Below are 19,428 nucleotides of genomic sequence, written 5' to 3' on the forward strand. Positions count from 1 at the left end.
CAAGTGGCTTTAACCAAAATTTAATGCCTGTACAGCCTGCCCGTAATTGAAAACCTTTGTCCGATATCGGACAAAAATACATTAGATAATTTTTATAATTATCTGAATATCAATTAATTAAGTTTGGTACACCTCTTGCAAACCCTGATGCAAACATTATCATCATAAAAATGGATACCGTAATTGAAGAAGAAGTAACCGCACGCAAAAAAAAGAAGGGCATTATTATAATAACCATTGTAATTACCGCGCTTGTTGCAAGTGTATGGCTTTTGCGCACATCGCTTAAATCAACCATAAAAAAATCGGAGATAAACACGGCTGTGGTAGAAAAAGGGAGCGTAGAAAATACGCTGAATGCCACCGGCGAGGTATTGCCCGAATTTGAAGAGATCCTAACCAGCCCTATCAACGCATCTATAAAAAAAGTACTGATGGATGCCGGTAATAAGGTAAAGGCGGGCCAATCTATACTCGTGCTTGATAAATCGGCATCGCAAACCGAGTTTGAAAAACTAAACTTTCAGCTGCAAAGCAAGCGGAACGAGATAAGCAAACTGAAGCTTGACCTTAACAAAAGCTTCTACGATATCCGCTCTAATAACGATATCAAGCAATTACGCATCAGCAACCTGGCCGACGCGGTAGAGAATGCCAAGCGCCTTTTTAAAGCCGGCGGCGGTACCCGCGAAGGAATTGAGCAAGCCGAGCTAAACCTGAAGGTTGCTCAACTGGAAAAGAAACAGCTGGAGAACGAGATAAAAAGTAAGCAGCAAACCATGCAGATAGAAATAAAGGAGGCAGAGATTGCCCTGGCTATACAGCAAAACGACCTGAGCGAACTGCAGCGCAAGTTAAACCTGGCCAACATTATTGCAACACGCAGCGGGGTGGTTACCTGGGTAAACAAAAACATAGGCGCCACCATATCACAGGGCGAATCGCTGGCGCGCATTGCCGACCTGGGCAGCTTTAAGGTAAACGGAAGTATATCTGATAGCTATATGGACCAACTGCGTAATGGTATGCCGGTAGTGATCCGCTTTAACGAAACGCAGATGAAGGGCCATGTGGCTAATGTGTACCCATCGGTACAAAACAGCATTGTAAGCTTTGATGTACAGCTGGACGAGCGCAACAATAAGCAGCTGCGGCCAAATATGAAGGTTGACGTGTTTTTGGTTACCGACCTGCATAACAACACCATGCGCGTAGCCAACGGCCCGGCATTTAAAGGCCCCGCGGTGCAGGACATATTTGTGATAAACGGCAACAAGGCCGAAAAGAGAAGGGTACACATCGGGCTTACCAATTTTGATTTTGTAGAGATAAAAGAGGGCGTAAAACCCGGTGATGTGGTGATAACAACCGATATGAGCGAGTTTAAAAACTCAAGCGTGCTCACCATTAACAACTAATACCATGAAATACTTATACCTTATCATACTGATATCCTTTAGCACTACTGCCTTTTGCAGCACTGGTGCCGATACCCTGCGGCTAACCTTGCAGGAGGTTGTTGATCTGGCTAAAAAGAATTCGATAGCGGCAAAGCAGGCCGTTACCGTACGCGAAACCGAATACTGGAAATGGCGCACCTTTAAATCAAATTATCAGCCGCAATTGTCATTATCGGGCATTTTGCCGGGCTACAGCAAAACATATACACAGGTATTGCAGCCAAATGGTACTATCCTGTTTCAGCCGATACACAACGATAATTCATCGTTACAACTGGATTTTAGCCAAACCATTACCGCTACCGGTGGTACGGTTTACGGCACCACGCAAATGCAGCGTTTTTACGATTTCGACAGGGATAATGTATTGTATAACGGTGTGCCTTACGCGCTTGGTTACAGCCAGCCGTTGTTCCAGTACAACTCGTTAAAATGGGATAAGAAAATAGAGCCGCTTAAATTTAACGAGAGCAAGCAGGCGTACATCGAATCGCAGGAACAGATCGCATACACCGTTAGCGGATACTTTTTCGATCTGCTATTAGCGCAGGTTAACTTGCAGATAGCCGAAACCAACTATACCAATACCCAAAAGATCTTAAAAATAGCCAAGCTAAAATTTGACCTGGGCAAGGTATCCAAGAACGAGATATTGCAGCTGCAATTAGAACAGCTGAACGCACAAAAAGCGGTAGGTACCGCTAAACGCGATATGGAGATAGCCACCTTAAACCTGCGCAGCTATACAGGGGTAGAAGGCGATGCTAAGATAGCATTGGCAATACCGGGCTCGTCTATTAACATGAGCGTATCGGCCGACAAGGTGCTGGCCGAAGCTTTCGCCAACCGGTCGGATGCTATCGCTTTTATCCGCCGTTTGGCCGAGGCAAAGCGGGATGTGGCTAAAGCAAAGGGGCAAAGCGGCCTTGTAGCCACCCTTACTGCAAACATTGGTTTTTCTAATAGCTCGCAAAAAATACTCGACGTTTATAAATCCCCGCAAAACCAGCAATTGCTCGAACTTAAGTTTTCGATCCCGGTGATGGATTGGGGCCGCTCAAAATCGCGCGTAAAAACGGCGCAGGCCAATGAGCAGTTTACCGAATATGCCGTTGAGCAGGATAAGCAAACCTTTAAGCAGCAAATTGTAACACAGGTAACGTTGTTTAACATGATGAAAGAGCAGCTTGTATTTACCGCGCAGGCCGATAGCATAGCATCAGAAAAGTACCAGATAGCCCGCGAACGCTATGTTTTGGGCGACCTGAGCATCACCGACCTGAGTATTGCCTTTGAAGAGAACGACCGCGCCAAACGCGATTACGTTGCCGCCCTGCGCGACTTTTGGGGGGCTTACTACCAACTGCGTTACTTATCACTTTACGACTTTGAAAAAAATCAAAAAATAACATATAAATAATGCATCAAGCCTCACCCAAACTCCTCTTGAGAGAAAGGGACTTTAAGAGAAGGCAGGATAAGGTTAACAATTGAAATCAAAAAATAACATATAAATAAAAACTCTAACTTAACTCACATGATAAAACTACAAAACATTCAAAAAGTATATCGTACAGATACTATTGAAACACTGGCACTTAACGGCATAAACCTTGATGTAGCCAAAGGCGAATTTTTATCTATCATGGGCCCGTCGGGCTGCGGCAAAAGCACGCTGCTAAACATTATGGGCCTGCTTGATGAACCCTCTAAAGGCAACATCAGCATTGCTGAACAGCCAACCGGCAAATTTAACGATAAGCAGCTGGCTAAATTCCGCAACCAAAAACTGGGCTTTATCTTCCAGAGTTACCACCTGATAGGCGACCTGCAGGTAATAGATAACGTGGAACTGCCGCTATTATACCGCGATACCACGGCGAAGGAACGCAGGCGCTTAGCTACCGAAGCATTGGAAAAGGTAGGCCTAAGCAACCGCATAAAGCACTTCCCAAAGCAGCTATCGGGCGGGCAGCGCCAGCGTGTGGCCATAGCCCGCGCCATTGTAGGCAACCCCGAGATCATCCTGGCCGATGAACCTACCGGTAACCTTGACAGCGCCATGGGTAACGAGATAATGGAAATACTGCTGCAGCTTAACCGTGTAGATGGTACCACCATAGTAATGGTTACGCACGATGAGAACATGGCGCAAAAAACCCACCGTTTGGTAAGGTTGTTCGACGGATCTCAGGTTCAATAACTCATCAGCTTAAACAGAAAAGATCATGTTAAAAAATTACTTTAAAATAGCCATAGCGGTGCTTAAGCGCAGAAAGTTCTTCACTTTCCTAAGCTTGTTTGGCATCAGCTTTACCATAATCATACTAATGGTGATGACCGCCTTTATAGATAAGGTGGTGAACGATACCTATCCCGATAAAAAGCGCGACCGATCGTTATACATCAATAAAATGGAGCTGCGCGGAAAAGAATCCATGAACGGCGGGGCACCAAGCTACTACTTCCTTAAACACTATGTTGGCAGCATGAAAACACCGGTTAAGTTTGCCATTTCATCGGGCTTTAACTCAACCAATACCTATGTAAATAACCGCAAAATCGTTATCAATTATAAATATACCAATGCCGATTATTGGGAGGTGCTTGATTACAAGTTCAGCGAAGGCAAACCCTTAACCAAACAGCAAATTGATAATGCCGAAAAGGTTGCCGTAATAACCGAGGATATGAAGAAAGAATACTTTGGCGACTCGGGCACGGTGCTTGGCAAATACATCGAGGCTGATAACGTAAAATACCGCATTTGCGGGGTGGTTAAAACACTGCCCATTACATCGTACCTGTTTTATGCGGATGTGTACCTGCCAATAACCGTTACCAAAACCAACCTGATGAGTGATAAGGGATACATGGGCAATTTTACAGCCATTGTTTTAGCGGCCAATACCGGCGATGTACCAAAAATGAAAAAAGAGTTTGACGGCATTATGGCAAAAGTACCTATCCCCGGTAAGGAATGGGATCATGTGTACAGCCACGCAGATTCATACATTCAAGGATACTTACGCACCGGCAACGAAACAAATTCGGGTATGCTGTATGCTATTACTGCCGTAACGCTTTTTGCTTTATTTGTAATGCTGCTGCCAACGCTAAACCTGGTAAATGTTAACATTACCCGCATTATGGAGCGCTCGTCAGAAATTGGGGTACGCAAGGCCTTCGGGGCATCATCGTTTACGCTGGTTTACCAATTTATTGTAGAGAACCTTATCCTTACATTCCTGGGCGGGCTTATCGGTATTGTGCTCTCGCTTGTTGCTATGTACGTAATCAACAGCGCTAACCTTATTGCAAATCTAAACCTCGAATTAAACTTTACGGTTCTTTTTTACACCGTTATAACCTGTATCGTATTTGGTTTACTATCGGGCGTGTACCCGGCCTGGCGCATGTCAAAGCTTAACGTGGTTACGGCTTTAAAGGCCCAATAAAATTATCAACCTTAAATAAACAATATTATGTTCAAGCATTTATTTAAAATGATCTGGAATAAGAAGAAGCAAAACTCACTGCTCATTGTCGAGATCCTGCTGTCGTTCCTGGTTATATTCGCGGTGTTTACCTTCGGCTTAAACTCCTATAATAACTACGCCAAACCCATGGGTATCGATTACCAGAACGTATGGGCCATTAGCTACAATAATACTTTAAAAACAAACAATGGCGATTCGCTTAAGCTGTTCTATGATAATATGGTAGACAATATCAAAGCCATGCCAAAGGTGATAGATGCCGCGCATACCAGCGCTAATATCCCATTTTCGACCAGCCACATGTCAACCGGTTTAACCCACAACGGCGACCATATACAAGACGTAAATAGTTTTATGGTAGATGAGAATTATCCTAAAACACTTAATGTTAAATTATTGGATGGCCGTTGGTATAATAAAACAGACGTAGGCTCGAAGCAAAAAGTAATAGTGATAAATAATAAGCTCAAAGAAAGGATGTTTGGTAAGGCAAGCGCTATAGGCAAGTTATATAATGATGATGACGGAAAGAAAGGGGTAAAGATAATTGGGGTGCTGGATGATATTAAATTCAATGGCGATTACCAATCGCTCGAATACGCCATTTATAACCGCATTGATACCTCATCTTACCGTTGGTTAGGTAAAATACTGGTGAAGGTTTCACCCGATGCCAACGCCGCCTTCGAAAGCCAGCTATATAAGTTTATGGCCAACAACTTAAAAGATTCGAACATAGAGATAGAGCACCTTACCAATAAGCTTACAGCGTACAATAAGTTTACCCTGGTGCCGCTTATTATACTTTCTATTGTGGCAGCGTTCCTCATCATCAACGTTGCACTGGGTATTTTTGGGGTGCTTTGGTACAATATCAACAAACGCCGGGGCGAGATAGGCTTGCGCAGGGCGGTTGGCGCGCCGGGTAGTTCTGTTTCGGCCCAGTTGGTAAGCGAAGCCATGATACTGGCTACATTGTCGCTTATCGTAGGGGCTTTCTTCGCGGTGCAGTTTCCGTTACTCAACGTATTCGACTTACCTGCAAGTGTTTACTTATTGGCGATGCTTTTGGCCGTAATATTTATTTACCTGCTGGTTTTGGTGTGCTCGTTATATCCCGGCAAACAAGCTTCGGCAATTTTACCGGCAGTTGCTTTACATGAAGAATAATAATTTAGCTTTGAAATATGATACTGGTTATTGATGATGATATTGCTGTACGCACCTCGCTGCTTTTGCTGCTGAAAAGCCAGAAGTACGAGGTAACCGGTGCCGAAACACCGGCCGAAGCGTTAAGGGTTATCAAAAGCGATACGCCGCAGCTTGTCATCCTTGATCTTAACTTTTCCATAAGTACATCGGGCGAGGAAGGGATGGCTTTGCTGGCGCAGATAAAGAAGATAGAGCCAACAATACCGATTATACTGATCACCGGCTGGGGCAGCATTGCCCTTGCGGTACAGGGTATGAAAATGGGTGCAAACGACTTTATAAACAAACCATGGGATAACGGCCACCTGCTGCAGTCGGTTAAAACACTGATAGACCTGCAGGAGCAAAGCACGGTAAACCGTACCCGCAAGCAACTGGATAAGGAATATAACTTTCAGCATATTATTGGTGAAGACCCACAAATGCTGCAGATATTGGAAACCATTGGCCGCGTGGCCGGTACCGATGCATCTATCCTGATCATGGGAGAAAGCGGTACGGGTAAAGAACTGATTGCCGAAGCGGTGCACCAGAACAGTTTGCGGGCAAATAAGCCTTTTATCAAAGTAAATCTGGGCGGCATCTCCACCTCGTTGTTCGAGAGTGAGATGTTCGGCCATATCCGCGGGGCGTTTACTGATGCGCGTTTCGACAGGGCGGGCCGCTTTGAACTGGCTAACAAAGGCACCATATTTTTAGATGAAATTGGCGACCTTGATGCCGGCAGCCAGGTAAAACTGTTACGGGTATTACAGGACAGGACTTACGAGGTATTGGGTAGCAGCCGCACCAAAACGGTAGATGTAAGGGTGGTTTGCGCCACCAATAAAAACTTAAACCAAATGGTAAGCAGTAATGGTTTCCGCGAGGATCTGTTGTATCGCATCAACCTCATTACCATCACCCTGCCATCACTGCGCGAACGGCCGGGAGATATCCCGCTGCTGGTAAACTTTTTTATCAATAACCTTAAACAGATCTACAACCGGCCGGCGCTAACAGTATCAAAAAGCGCTATGAAATGGCTGCAGCAATTGCCGCTGCCTGGTAATATCCGCCAGTTAAAAAACCTGGTGGAACGCTCTATCCTGGTAAGCAAAACCAACGAGCTGGGTATCGATGATTTTAAATCGCAGTTGGAGCAATCGCCCATAAAACAAGGTAACGCCAAAGTGCCTGCCGTTGGCAGTATAACGCTGGAGGAAATGGAGATTGAGATGATAAAAAAGGCGATGCTTTATCATAAAAATAAGGTGGCTAAAGCTGCTACGGCATTAGGGCTTACGCGCAGCGCGCTGTACCGCAGGTTAGATAAATTTGAGATCCCCTACGATGAGGCTGAGGACTAAATACATTTTGTTTGTAAGCATTTTGCACCTGCTTACGCTGGGGCTTACCTTTTATATTTTTAACAGCGAACGCGTTTTTTTTATCGGGGCCGAGGTATTTATTATTATATCCCTGATCATCTCCATACAGTTATACGGGCAGCTTATACGCCCTATAAAATTGCTTCTACAAGGTATCGATGCACTAAAAGACCGCGACTTTAATGTAAAATTTTTACCCACCGGCAAGCACGAGGTAGATCAACTGATAAACGTATATAACCAAATGATAGACGAGCTAAGAACGGAACGTACCGCGCAGGAAGAGCAGCACTTTTTCCTGGAGAAGCTTATTTATACCTCGCCAACGGGTATCATTATTTTAGATCACGACGATCGCATCCAGCAGCTAAACCCAAAAGCATTAGCCATATTAGGGCTTGATGATAAGGAATTGACAGGTAATAATATAAACGAATTATCTCACCCTTTATTAAAGCATACCCAAGTGCTTAAAGCCGGCGAAACCATCACTGTTAAGCTTAGCGGGATAACTACTTACAAGCTGCAGAAATCGCATTTTATTGACAGGGGGTTCCATCGTAATTTTATAATGATCGAGGAACTTACCGCCGAAATACTGGCTGCCGAAAAAAACACCTACGGCAAAGTGATCCGCATGATGGCGCACGAAGTAAATAACACCATTGGCCCGGTTAACTCCATTATCCAGTCGGCTTTGAAAACCAGCGATCTATGGCAGCACCAAACTGATAACCAGTTGAATAATGCCCTGCATGTAGCGTTCGACCGCAACCAGAACCTGAACCACTTTATGCGCAACTTTGCCGACCTGGTAAAGCTGCCGCAAGCCAATAAAAAACAAACCGACCTGAACCACCTGCTTAATTCGATAATTGAACTGATGCAGATAAAGGCACAGGAAAACAATATACGGCTCATTTATCAGCCACTGGTGCAGCCGTTTTTAATTATAGCCGATGTGCAGCAAATGGAACAGGCGCTGATAAACATTGTAAAAAATGCTATCGAGTCTATCGAAAACAATGGCGCTGTAACCTTTGCGGTTGATACCCGCGGCCGTAAGCTAACCATTACAGATAACGGCAAAGGCATCAGCAACGAGCAGAGCCTGCAATTGTTCACCCCGTTTTACAGCACCAAAAATAACGGGCAGGGCATAGGCCTTACGCTGGTGCGCGAGATCATGCTTAACCACGGTTTCGAATTTTCGCTTAAAACCATCGCCGAAGGCCAAACGGTATTTACTATTTCGTTTTAAGTTTTGTTTCAGCATACATTGGTATAGTAATTTGATAATACTTGCTTAAATTTACCTAACCAGTTGTAACACCTATGGCAAGTAAAGCATTATCCGCGCAGCAAATAAGCGATTATCATCGCGATGGCTATATAGTAGTGAAGGATTTTTGTTCGGCAGCCGAAATTGACCGGCTATACAGCACCGCGCTTAACGATGATGCCATGCGCAAGAACGCGCTTGACCTTAACGACCAAAGCGGTAAAAAAACGCGCTTATCCTTATGGTTTACGCCCGGTAACGATGTGTTTGGCTACCTAACCCGCAGCAAAAAAATGGTAGCGCCTGTTAACCAGTTACTGGATGGCGATGCGCCGGTGTGTCATTTCCATTCAAAACTGATGCAGAAGGAACCAAAGGTTGGTGGTGCATGGGAGTGGCACCAGGATTATGGTTACTGGTATAAAAACCAGTTTATGTTTCCGGATCAGTTGATGAGCGTAATGGTAGCACTTACAAAAGCCAATAAGGAGAACGGCTGCCTGCAGGTGATAAAAGGTTCGCATAAGTTAGGTCGTGTTAATCACGGTTTTTCGGGCGAGCAGGTAGGGGCCGATATGACGATGGTGAACAACGCCCTGCAAACCATGGAATTAATTTATTGCGAATTGGAACCCGGCGACGCATTGTTATTCCATAGTAACTTGCTGCACCGGTCAGAAGCCAACTTATCCGACGGGCCGCGCTGGTCGGTAATTTCCTGCTACTCGCGGCAATCAAACCTGGCCTATAACGAAACTTCTACCTCGTGGAAAACACCTGTAGAGATAGTGCCCGACGACGCCATCCTGCAATGGGATGCAGGGTCGCTATCCAATAACGATTTCCTGGCTAAAGAGAATGACCCCGCGCTTAAGGAGACAGGCTGGGAGAAGTAAATTTTTCGTACTTAAATTCCCTCACCTGGGAGGGGTGCGCAGGGTTGTGTAGTGGCAGGGAGGGGTTTATCCGCTATGCATATGGTACAAACCCCTCCCTGCACCCTCCCGTTGGGAGGGAATCGCACCGTCCATTACTTTTTTTGCCGTCAGGAAAAACAAAGTGGGAGAAGTAGATTACTTTTTACGCTTTTTAGCAGGTTTGGCAACTTTGTTATAAGCAAGCGAGGCGTTTATCCAGTAATCAAAGCTTTTATTGTTTCGCAAGGCTCCCTCTTCTACGTAGATATAACCTTTCATTGTCCTGCTGCCCATTTTCATGGTGCCGGCACCGGGTTTTTCTAAAGCGGTTTCAAATGCATCGGGGCCAACGCGGCAAAGCAGGTCGGCATTGCGTATGCAGACGCACATTTTATCATCAACCATAAAACATAAACCGCCAAACATAGCTTGTTCGGTAACGGCCCCGGCATCAATCAGCGCTTCGCGTACCCGGTTTGCCTGGTTTTCGTCATAACTCATATTTACTCTACTGTTATCTCATCCGCGAAGATGTACGAGGGGCTGCCTTTGCTTTCGTGCCATTCGGGCAAAGCGCCAAACTGTTTGGCTATCAGCTTAATATATCTCGCTTTTTTGTTTATCGGCACGGTGTACTCCTGCGTTTGCACAGTAAGGTCTTTAACATCCACTTTTGTGTTAACCGTGGCTGCCAGCTTGTAATTTTTTCCATCATCAGATAGCCAGTACTCCACCTTTGGCGGGAAAACTATCCACGACCGGGTATCCTGCAGCATGCCTATACTTACTTGTTTAACAGGTTTTACATGGCCCATATCTATCACCGCTTCCAGGTCCTTATTCTGGTAGCCCTGCCAGTTGCCTAAGCGCCAGTTTGCTGTGCCATGTATGCCGTTTATCAGGGTTTCATCGCCCTGCGCCGAATAATTTGGCAAGTATTTATTGGTGAGTGTAAGCTTTATATCGCCGCGGATCTTCGTAAACACAGCCTCGTCAACAAAGCTGCTTTTACCATTTTTTATGGCTATTGCCTTAACGGTGGTGTTTACCATTATAGCAATAGATTTAGTGTATGGGGTAGAGCTTTCGGTAGGTGTGCTGCCATCCAGCGTATAGTATATTTTTGCAAGGCTATCGGCACAAGCTATTTCAATATTGATAGATTGTTTAAATGTTTTGGTACCCGAGATGATGTACGGGTTAGGTATAATTAGTTCATCCGTAATTTTGGATGTTGGTTTTTCCAGTTCCTGCATAAACAGTTTATTGGCAAGCCTGCCCGTAAACACCTCAAAGTCGCCGCCATTGGCAATATCATTATAATCGATATACAATTTATTGTACGGCTTTTTGTTGAGGTTGAAGCCCTGTACGTAGAAATTGCCGCGCCCAACGGTTGCACCGGGATTATTGATGGTGAATTTTTTGCCATTCTCCAGGTTGATCACCATTTTTTCGAACTGCGGGATGCCTATCTGGTATTGCTGCTGCCCCGGTGCAATGTTGTAGATGCCCAGCGAACTCATAACATACCATGCCGACATCTGCCCGCAATCCTCGTTACCAGACAGGCCATCGGGCTTGGCGCTGTATTGCTCGCGCAGGATCTTGTTTACATAGTACTGCGTTTTATCGGGCGAATCGGTAAAGTTATACAAGTAGGCAATATGGTGGCTTGGCTCGTTGCCATGCGCGTATTGGCCTATTAAACCGGTAACATCATCCTGCTGCCGCCCGCTTAACGGCGCGCTGGTGCTAAACAATTCATCCAGTTTACGTTCAAAATTGGCTTTGCCGCCCAGGCTGTTTATCAGCCCTTCAACATCCTGCGGCACCAAAAAGCTGTATTGCCATCCGTTACCTTCGGTATAGTTGTTGTTGATCTCGGTAGGTTCAAATGGGGTATACCACCCGCCGTTATCCCTGGCCTGCATAAAACCGTTTTGATTGTTATGCACGTTTTTCCAGTATTGGGCGCGTTTAATGTATTCGGCGTAATCTTGCGGTTTGTTCAGCATTTTTGCCATTTGGGCAATGCACCAGTCGTCGTAAGCATAATCCAGCGTTTTAGAAACCGACTCGTGCTCTACATCGGCGTTTACAGCCCCCGTTTTACGATAGTTATCCAAGCCAAACTGGTCGCGGTTTACGGCAGCCTTCATGGCGGTAAAAGCCTCTTCGGCGTTAAAATCGCGGATACCTTTTGCATAGGCATCTACAATAACAGGGATGGAGTGATTACCCACCATGCAATAAGTTTCGGTTGAAGCCAATGGCCATATGGGTAATAAGCCGCCCTGTTCATAAACCGCTAAAAAGGTTTTAATAAAATCCGAGGTGCGCTTACGGTCGATAATATTTAGCAAGGGGTTTTCGGCCCGGTAGGTATCCCATAAAGAAAAGGCTGTATAGTAGTTAAAGCCGGTTGCCGTATGGACCTTTTGGTCCAGGCCCCTATATTGGCCATCTACATCGTTATAAATGCTGGGCGCTACCATACAGTGGTATAGCGCGGTATAAAAGGTTATCTGTTTTAACCTTGCATAGTCGGGGATCTCGAGCTTTTTCTTTTTTGAGATAGGGGCATTGTACCCGTATGGGTTGTAAACAGCATTTGTTTCCCGCTGCACGGAAACAGGAGGCGCCCCGCCCTCAACCTGGATCTTTGAAAGCTCCTCGTTCCAGGCAAACTTGGTGGCTTTTACAACCTTTTTAAAATCAAAGTCGGGCATCTCGGCATCAAGGTTCTTTAACGCACCCTCGGCGCTTACCGATGATATGGCTACTTTTGAGATCACCTCGCCGGGGTTATCAAACGTGATGTACATTTTTACGTTTTTGCCCTGTATTTTGCTTTGGCCCTGCTGCAACTGGTCGTTTAGGGCTATGCCGTAGGTTTTAAAAGGTTTAGAGAATTTGGCATAAAAGTACAGGTGCTGATCGGTAGCCCACGATTTAGAGCGGCGGAAACCACGGATCACGTGGTCGTTAACCACTTCTATCCACGAATCCAACACCTCGTCGCGGTGCTGCAGGTCAATAATAATATTGCCTTGCGCTGCGCCATTATAATCGTATTGATGCACGCCCACGCGGGGGGTGGCTGTAAGTTTTACATCAATATTGTATTTATCTAAATGTGTAGCGTAATAACCCGGAGAGGCGTCTTCGTTCTTCTTTTTAAAAGGAGAGCGGTAATCGGTGTTTTTCAGCTGCGGTTCACCCGTGGTTGGCATAAATAACACATCGCAAAGGTCGGCAATGCCTGTGCCGCTTAGGTGCGTGTGCGAAAAACCGTAAACCAGGCTATCGGTGTAATGATACCCCGAAACACCGTCCCAGCCCTCTAAGCGGGTATCGGGACTTAACTGCACCATGCCAAAAGGGGCAACCGCGCCGGGGTATGTATGCCCGTGGCCGCCGGTGCCTATAAATGGGTCTACAAATTGGGTAACATCCTTTTTTTTCTTTTGTGCCGATACGTTAAAGGCGGCAAACAGGGCAAATACAATTACAGCACCACGAAAAATCGATCTCATCTAAACGGTTTTTATCTTAACGCAAAATAGCAAGATTTATTGATGTTGGAAAGGAGGGGATTTGCAGCATAAAAACTTTGTCATGCTGAACGCAGTGAAGCATCTAATAACCGACATACCTGGCGGCCATGCATAGGTCGCGAATAGATCCTTCGCGATGCTCAGGATGACAATGGGTAATGGGCTTTTAATCCTCTATCCTAAACCTATCCGCATCTTTTAAAAACGGCAGGGCGCGGCGGGCTTTTTTAACCTCATCGCCGATGATGGAGAAGGTGTACACATCCTCTTCATCGCGTTTGTAGTAAACAACGTTACCATTAGGGTCGATACAGGTGGAATCGCCGGAGTGGTAAACCTCGTTGCCATCGTGGCCAACACGGTTTACACCAATTACATAGGCCTGGTTCTCAACCGCGCGGGCAGGGATAAGGGTACGCCAGTGAAGGGCGCGTTTTTCGGGCCAGTTGGCTACTATCATCAGCAGGTCGTAATCCTCGTCAACATTGCGCAGCCATACCGGGAAACGCAGATCGTAACAAATAGCCGGGCAAATCTTCCAGCCGTTTAGTTCAACTATCAATTTTTTAACGCCGGGGGTATAAACCGTATGTTCTTTGCCCAGGGCAAAAAGGTGGCGTTTGTCGTAATGCTCGTAAGTACCGTCGGGGCGCATCCATATCAGCCTGTTAAAAAAATTATCGCTTTCTTTTATAATAAGGCTGCCTGTAACCACGCATTCGTATTTTTGCGCGGTTTTATGCATCCACTGCATGGTTTTGCCGTCCATGGCTTCGCCCAAAGCTTCGGCATTCATGGTGAAGCCGGTGTTAAACATTTCGGGCAGGATGATAAGGTTGGTTTTTTCGCGTATGTTGGATAACCGCAACGAAATGTTCTGCAGGTTTTTATCTGTGTTTTCCCAAAATAAATATCCCTGGTATACCGTAATTTTCAGATTATCCATATAACAATGCTTTTTTAAGGTAGCGGCAAAATAAATTTATACGTAAATATTTCCGTAAGGTTAAACCTTTATCAGTCTATCAACGGCTTTATCCAATGTTTCTTGCCTTTTGGCGAAACAAAATCGCAGAACATGCCTGTCCAGCCCTTTTCTGTAGAACGCCGAAACCGGTATGGCAGCCACACCAATTTCTTTTGTTAAGCGTATGGCAAAATCGGTATCCTTTTCATCTGTAATGGCATCATAGGTTACCGACTGGAAATAAGAACCCGAACATGGCAATAGCTGAAACCGGCTTTGCTCCAGTCCGTTACGGAAATGGTCGCGCTTTTCCTGGAAAAAGGCCGGCAGGCTCAGGTAGGTATTTTCTTCCTTTAAGTATTCGGCTATGGCGTATTGTAAAGGGGTATTTACGCTGAACACCAAAAACTGGTGGATCTTCCTGAACTCCTGCATCAAATAAGCCGGGGCAAGGCAGTAACCCATCTTCCAGCCGGTAGCATGAAAAGTTTTACCGAATGAGGCCACGATGAGGCTGCGCTGCTGCAATTCGGGGTAACGGGCCATGCTGTGGTGTTCCTGCCCGTCGAATACCAGGTGCTCATAAACCTCGTCGCTCAGGATAAAAATATCCTGGTTTTTAACCAGCGCGCTCAACTCGTCGATATCCTCGCGGCTCAGAATAGTAGCGGTAGGGTTATGCGGCGAATTAAGGATGATCATTTTGGTTTTATTGCTCACCAGTCGTTTTACCATGTCCCAGGCAATGCGGTAATCTGGCGGTTCCAGTTCTAAAGATTTTACTACGCCGCCCATTAGCTTAATAGCAGGGGCGTAGCAATCGTAAGCCGGCTCGAACATGATCACCTCATCGTTGGGGTGAATCAGCGCGCTGATGGCCGTAAATACAGCCTGCGTGCCGCCTGCGGTAATGGTTATCTCGGTATCGGGGTTGTACTGCGCGCCGTAAAGTTTTTCGGTTTTAATGGCAACCTGCTCGCGCAGGGCCATTACACCGGCCATTGGGGCATACTGGTTATGGCCATCGTTCATGGCTTTGTGCACCAGTTCTATAAGTTGCGGCGAGCAGGAATAATCGGGGAAACCCTGTGATAAATTTATCGCGCCGTGCTCCGCAGCAAGTGCCGACATGGTAGTAAAGATATTTGTCCCGGTTTGGGGTAATTTAGAAATAACAGGTATCATGCAGGGGCTAAATTAACCAATTTAACTACCGAAACCAGATAATATTTAAAAATGAGGCTGAAATAGAATTAGTCTGAAATTAACCTGTACATGGCGTGCGGTCACCAACTTGTACTTTTTAATCCTTTTCTTTTTTGGGGTTGATTATATACCTTAGTAGCATGAAACCTTTACGCATCCTCCCGCTGCTTGTATCCCTAATTATAATTGCCTCCTGCTCATCATCCAGCAAAAAAAACACAATACCCGTTGTAGGTTTTGTAGATGCCTTTGAAGATGCCACCATATCGCAGGCGAAAACCGGTTTTGTTGACGCTTTAAGGAAAAACGGTTTTACCGACGGCAAAGATGTTAACATAGAATACCGCAACGCGCAAGGCAGCATACCCACGCTTACACAGATAGTAAATTATTACGTAGCCGAAAAGGTGGACCTGCTGGCCACCTCAACTACCTTGTCTACCGTCGCGGCTATACAAAAAACAAAAACCATCCCTATCTTCCAGATGGTATCGCCAACACCCGACAGGATGAAGGTGGCTGATGCTGTAGGTAAAGGCCCTGCAAACCTGTTTGGCACCATGGAGGAATTAAACTACATCGACACATCCTTTACCCTGATAACGCGGTTGTTGAAACCAAAAGGCACACGCTTAACCGTAGGGATGATCTATAACCAGTCTGAACCGCAATCTACCGATGCTTTGCAGCGCATAAAAGGCCTGGCCGACAGGCTGCATGTAACTATCATCGCAATGCCGCTAAACTCATCGGCCGATGCCTTGCTGGTTACACAATCGCTACTAAACAAAAATATCGACGCGTTTTTTGCCAACCCGGATAATACCGTATTCGCGGCCTTTGAAACCATCCTGAAAAGCTGCAACGAACATAACGTGCCCATATTTACCAGCGAAGCAGGATTGGTGCAGCGTGGCGCGGTAGCCGCGTTTGGCGCCGATATTTACCAATGGGGCTATCAATCGGGCGTGCAGGCCGCGCAATATTTAAAAACCCGCAAAACCGATGGCTTAAAGCTGGAAATGGTAAAAATACGCAAGCGCGTGTACAACCCTGCGGCCGCCAAAAAGTACGACATTAATGTGCCCGCCGGCTTTGAACCCGTAAAATAATGGATTTTTACCTAACCGCCTTATTGCAGGGATTGTGTTTCGCGGGGATAGCGTTTGGCATTTACATTTCCATGAAGATCTTTAACATCCCCGATATCACTACCGATGGCAGCTATACCCTGGGTGGCGTGGTAACCGGCATGATGCTTACCCACAGCCAGCCGGGTTATGTGATATTATCGGCGGTGCTTTTAGCCGGGGCTTTGGCCGGGGCGCTAACGGGTATTATCCACACCAAACTAAAAATAAACGCCCTGCTGGCCGGTATTTTAGTGATGACGGCCTTATACTCTGTCAACCTCAGCATACTTGGACGCTCTAACCTGCCATTGCTTAGCATGCCTACCTTGTTTTCGGCTGTCAACTTTTTAACAAACGCCAACCAAAATTCCCTGGTGATATTAGGGTTATTTGTGCTGGCAATTACCCTGTTGATCGGTTACCTGCTTAAAACAGATTTTGGGATAGCCATGCGTGCCACAGGTAACAGCGAACACATGATCCGCGCCCTTGGCGTGAACACCGACCGCATGAAAATAACCGGACTTGCCCTTGCAAACGCGCTTACAGCTTTAAGTGGATACCTGATGGTGCAGCTACAAGGCTTTGCCGATATTAGCATGGGGATAGGCATTGTAATTGTAGGCCTGGGGTCGGTTATTATTGCCGAAACCATTATCAACTGGCTGCAGATAACTTCAGTTTGGCTTAGCCTTATTTTGGTGATGGCCGGCGCAGTGATATTCCAGTTTGTGCTGGCGCTTACGCTGGATATAGGGGTCGACGCTAACCTGCTTAAACTGGTTACGGCTGTATTTGTATTATTGATCGTTGGCTTGCCGCGCTTAACAGGGAGGCAAACATGATACAATTAAGCAACATCTATAAAACTTTTAATACCGGCAAGCCTAACCAGGTAACCGCCGTGAACAACGTGACCCTGAATATTGATACCGGCGATTTTATGGTGGTAGTAGGTTCAAACGGTTCGGGTAAAACTACGTTGCTTAACTTGATTGCGGGAAATATTCTTTCCGATTCCGGTTCGATCACTATCGATAGCCATAACGTTACCCGCCTGCCGGAGTATAAACGAAGCAAATGGATAGCCCGCATCTTCCAAAATCCTTTAACAGGCACAGCTGCCGAACTGAGTATTATAGATAACTTCCGTTTAGCCGCTCTTCGCACGCAAGCTAAAAGTCTCTCTATCGGTAAAAACGATAAGTTTAAAACCCTGGTGCGCGATAAGATAGCCACACTGGGTATGGGGCTGGAAGATAAAATAGAACAGCCCATTGGCACACTATCCGGCGGGCAACGCCAGGCGCTTACTTTGTTAATGAGCGTGATGGATACCTGCAAGATCCTGTTACTGGACGAGCCCACCGCCGCGCTCGACCCCCGATCGGCCGAAAATGTACTGCGCATAGCCAATAACCTGATCAAGGAATATAAGCTAACCGCCATACTGGTTACGCATAATTTAAAGGACGCGGGCAATTATGGTTCGCGCATTATACAAATGGGCGAGGGGGAGATATTGAAGGATATTGCAGGCACCGGCAAGCAAAATTTAAAGCAAAATGAACTGTACGATTGGTTTGGATAAACATTGGCAAAGAAATTGTATTGCTATCCATACTATGAAAAACACAACATTTGAAAACATATTCGACGCTTACCAGTTGGTGAGCGGCGCAAAAATAAAAGCCAAAAATTACGAAGAAGTTTATGAGCTTGGCCCATACGACGGTACCAAACGCGGCTACACGCTTTATGCCTTTGAAGACGGTGTACGCTTCGAAGATTTCAGCGTTATCATCTCCGAGAATGAACTGATGAATAATTACCTGATCGAAAAAGGCAAGGGTAACCAGGCGATAGCGGCGTAACCGGGTTTTATACCTAATATGTCATTGCGAGGAGCGTAGCGACGTGGCAATCTCGTCGTATGTCGTATGCATGACGCTATGGCATTGGCTACGAGATTGCCGCGCTATCGCTCGCAATGACATGCTTTTTGATTTACCTGGTTTCACCCCATTTTGAAATCCTCTTTTCATTCTTTACCTTCGCATCAAAATAATACAACGATGCTATTAAATAACTCTATCTGTAACACCAATAAGCGGCCCGCGGGCACGCTGCAGAAGGGCATTGCATCAAGGATCCAACTCTTCTCTTAGTCGCCTGCTAAACACAGGAAACACAATTTATTTTTTATTGAACATACACCTGAGGCTATTGCCATGGGTTACATTTTAAATTTTTATGGACACATATTATACTATTGAAGAGAAGTATTTACAGGCTGTGGAAGAGCTATCATACGGCGAAACGCCAAAGGCACTGAATTTACTGAACGAGTTGATCGCGAACGATCCGCTGTATGCGCGTGCGCATTTCCAGATCGGCAAAATATATTATTACGATTTGAAGGACTATCAAACCGCAGGCTACCATTTTAAAACCTGTATGGAGATCGATCCTTTATTCCCTGATAACTATTTCGATTACCTAAGCCTGGTGGTTTTCCTGAAAATGGATAAACAGGTTAAAATGGTTGCTACCACAGCGCTGGCTACGCCGGGCGTTAATGCCGCTTCTATTTATGAACTGCTGGGCATATATGCCGAGAAAAACAAAAACTGGAATAAAGCTTTAGCGGCATACCGCAATGCCTACATGGAAACAACCACAAAAGAGCAGCTCGAAAGTACCGAGGAAAGCATCGACCGCGTAAAACTTAAAATGCGGCAGGGTATTGTATATCAATATACGCTTACCGGTTAAACAAGAAAAGGCCTCAAAATATTCGAGGCCTTTTCTTTTGCATTAT

Annotated in this window: 17 protein-coding genes; 13 read left to right on the forward strand and 4 right to left on the reverse strand. The window is 45.7% G+C overall.

The annotated features are described in order from the left end of the window. Window positions 1–170 precede the first annotated feature (170 nt). The 8 genes from EWM62_RS02190 to EWM62_RS02225 all read left to right on the forward strand — a co-directional run bounded on the left by EWM62_RS02190 (window position 171) and on the right by EWM62_RS02225 (window position 9,720). Window positions 171–1,418, forward strand: a complete 1,248-nt coding sequence (locus tag EWM62_RS02190) for an efflux RND transporter periplasmic adaptor subunit (RefSeq protein ID WP_129874995.1) — start codon at window positions 171–173, stop codon at window positions 1,416–1,418. Between the two features lie 4 nt (window positions 1,419–1,422). Then, a complete protein-coding gene (locus tag EWM62_RS02195) occupies window positions 1,423–2,880 on the forward strand; it encodes a TolC family protein (RefSeq protein WP_129874996.1) in 1,458 nt (485 codons plus the stop codon). A 117-nt stretch (window positions 2,881–2,997) separates the two neighbouring features. Further along, the gene (locus EWM62_RS02200) at window positions 2,998–3,663 is read left to right on the forward strand and encodes an ABC transporter ATP-binding protein (RefSeq protein ID WP_129874997.1); all 666 of its coding nucleotides are present in this window, start codon (window positions 2,998–3,000) and stop codon (window positions 3,661–3,663) included. A gap of 25 nt (window positions 3,664–3,688) precedes the next feature. Further along, on the forward strand, window positions 3,689–4,918 hold the full coding sequence (locus tag EWM62_RS02205; RefSeq protein WP_129874998.1) for an ABC transporter permease: 1,230 nt from the start codon (window positions 3,689–3,691) through the stop codon (window positions 4,916–4,918). 27 nt (window positions 4,919–4,945) lie between these two features. Next, a complete protein-coding gene (locus tag EWM62_RS02210) occupies window positions 4,946–6,130 on the forward strand; it encodes an ABC transporter permease (protein ID WP_129874999.1) in 1,185 nt (394 codons plus the stop codon). 17 nt (window positions 6,131–6,147) lie between these two features. Beyond that, the gene (locus EWM62_RS02215) at window positions 6,148–7,521 is read left to right on the forward strand and encodes a sigma-54-dependent transcriptional regulator (RefSeq protein WP_129875000.1); all 1,374 of its coding nucleotides are present in this window, start codon (window positions 6,148–6,150) and stop codon (window positions 7,519–7,521) included. Beyond that, window positions 7,505–8,803 carry a sensor histidine kinase gene (locus tag EWM62_RS02220; protein ID WP_129875001.1) on the forward strand — a complete coding sequence of 433 codons (1,299 nt, stop codon included), beginning with the start codon at window positions 7,505–7,507 and terminating at the stop codon, window positions 8,801–8,803. Before EWM62_RS02215 ends, EWM62_RS02220 begins: the two co-directional genes overlap by 17 nt. 74 nt (window positions 8,804–8,877) lie before the next feature. Next, window positions 8,878–9,720, forward strand: a complete 843-nt coding sequence (locus tag EWM62_RS02225; RefSeq protein WP_129875002.1) for a phytanoyl-CoA dioxygenase family protein — start codon at window positions 8,878–8,880, stop codon at window positions 9,718–9,720. Window positions 9,721–9,897: 177 nt separating this feature from the next. Here the strand turns inward: EWM62_RS02225 and EWM62_RS02230 are convergent, their stop codons facing one another. The 4 genes from EWM62_RS02230 to EWM62_RS02245 form a co-directional block, all read right to left on the reverse strand. Further along, window positions 9,898–10,242 (reverse strand): TfoX/Sxy family protein, encoded by a 345-nt coding sequence (locus EWM62_RS02230; RefSeq protein WP_129875003.1) that lies wholly within the window; start codon window positions 10,240–10,242, stop codon window positions 9,898–9,900. A gap of 2 nt (window positions 10,243–10,244) precedes the next feature. Further along, window positions 10,245–13,280, reverse strand: a complete 3,036-nt coding sequence (locus tag EWM62_RS02235) for a GH92 family glycosyl hydrolase (protein WP_129875004.1) — start codon at window positions 13,278–13,280, stop codon at window positions 10,245–10,247. Between the two features lie 187 nt (window positions 13,281–13,467). Next, window positions 13,468–14,247: an amidohydrolase gene (locus EWM62_RS02240; RefSeq protein ID WP_129875005.1), complete on the reverse strand. Its 780-nt coding sequence runs from the start codon at window positions 14,245–14,247 to the stop codon at window positions 13,468–13,470. Window positions 14,248–14,307: 60 nt separating this feature from the next. Then, a complete protein-coding gene (locus EWM62_RS02245) occupies window positions 14,308–15,453 on the reverse strand; it encodes a methionine aminotransferase (protein WP_129875006.1) in 1,146 nt (381 codons plus the stop codon). 161 nt (window positions 15,454–15,614) lie between these two features. Between EWM62_RS02245 and EWM62_RS02250 the strand changes: the two genes are divergently transcribed. The 5 genes from EWM62_RS02250 to EWM62_RS02270 all read left to right on the forward strand — a co-directional run bounded on the left by EWM62_RS02250 (window position 15,615) and on the right by EWM62_RS02270 (window position 19,382). After that, window positions 15,615–16,586, forward strand: coding sequence for an ABC transporter substrate-binding protein (locus EWM62_RS02250; protein ID WP_129875007.1), 972 nt, complete (start codon window positions 15,615–15,617; stop codon window positions 16,584–16,586). After that, complete coding sequence (locus EWM62_RS02255; RefSeq protein WP_129875008.1) at window positions 16,586–17,452, forward strand: ABC transporter permease; 867 nt, start codon at window positions 16,586–16,588, stop codon at window positions 17,450–17,452. Before EWM62_RS02250 ends, EWM62_RS02255 begins: the two co-directional genes overlap by 1 nt. Beyond that, entirely contained in the window at window positions 17,449–18,198 is a 750-nt protein-coding gene (locus EWM62_RS02260; RefSeq protein ID WP_129875009.1) for an ABC transporter ATP-binding protein, read from the forward strand. Before EWM62_RS02255 ends, EWM62_RS02260 begins: the two co-directional genes overlap by 4 nt. Before the next feature lie 34 nt (window positions 18,199–18,232). Continuing rightward, a complete protein-coding gene (locus EWM62_RS02265) occupies window positions 18,233–18,481 on the forward strand; it encodes a hypothetical protein (RefSeq protein ID WP_129875010.1) in 249 nt (82 codons plus the stop codon). Window positions 18,482–18,860: 379 nt separating this feature from the next. After that, window positions 18,861–19,382 carry a tetratricopeptide repeat protein gene (locus EWM62_RS02270; protein WP_129875011.1) on the forward strand — a complete coding sequence of 174 codons (522 nt, stop codon included), beginning with the start codon at window positions 18,861–18,863 and terminating at the stop codon, window positions 19,380–19,382. Window positions 19,383–19,428 lie beyond the last annotated feature (46 nt).

The sequence above is a fragment of the Mucilaginibacter terrigena genome, assembly GCF_004168255.1.
Lineage (GTDB): Bacteria > Bacteroidota > Bacteroidia > Sphingobacteriales > Sphingobacteriaceae > Mucilaginibacter > Mucilaginibacter terrigena.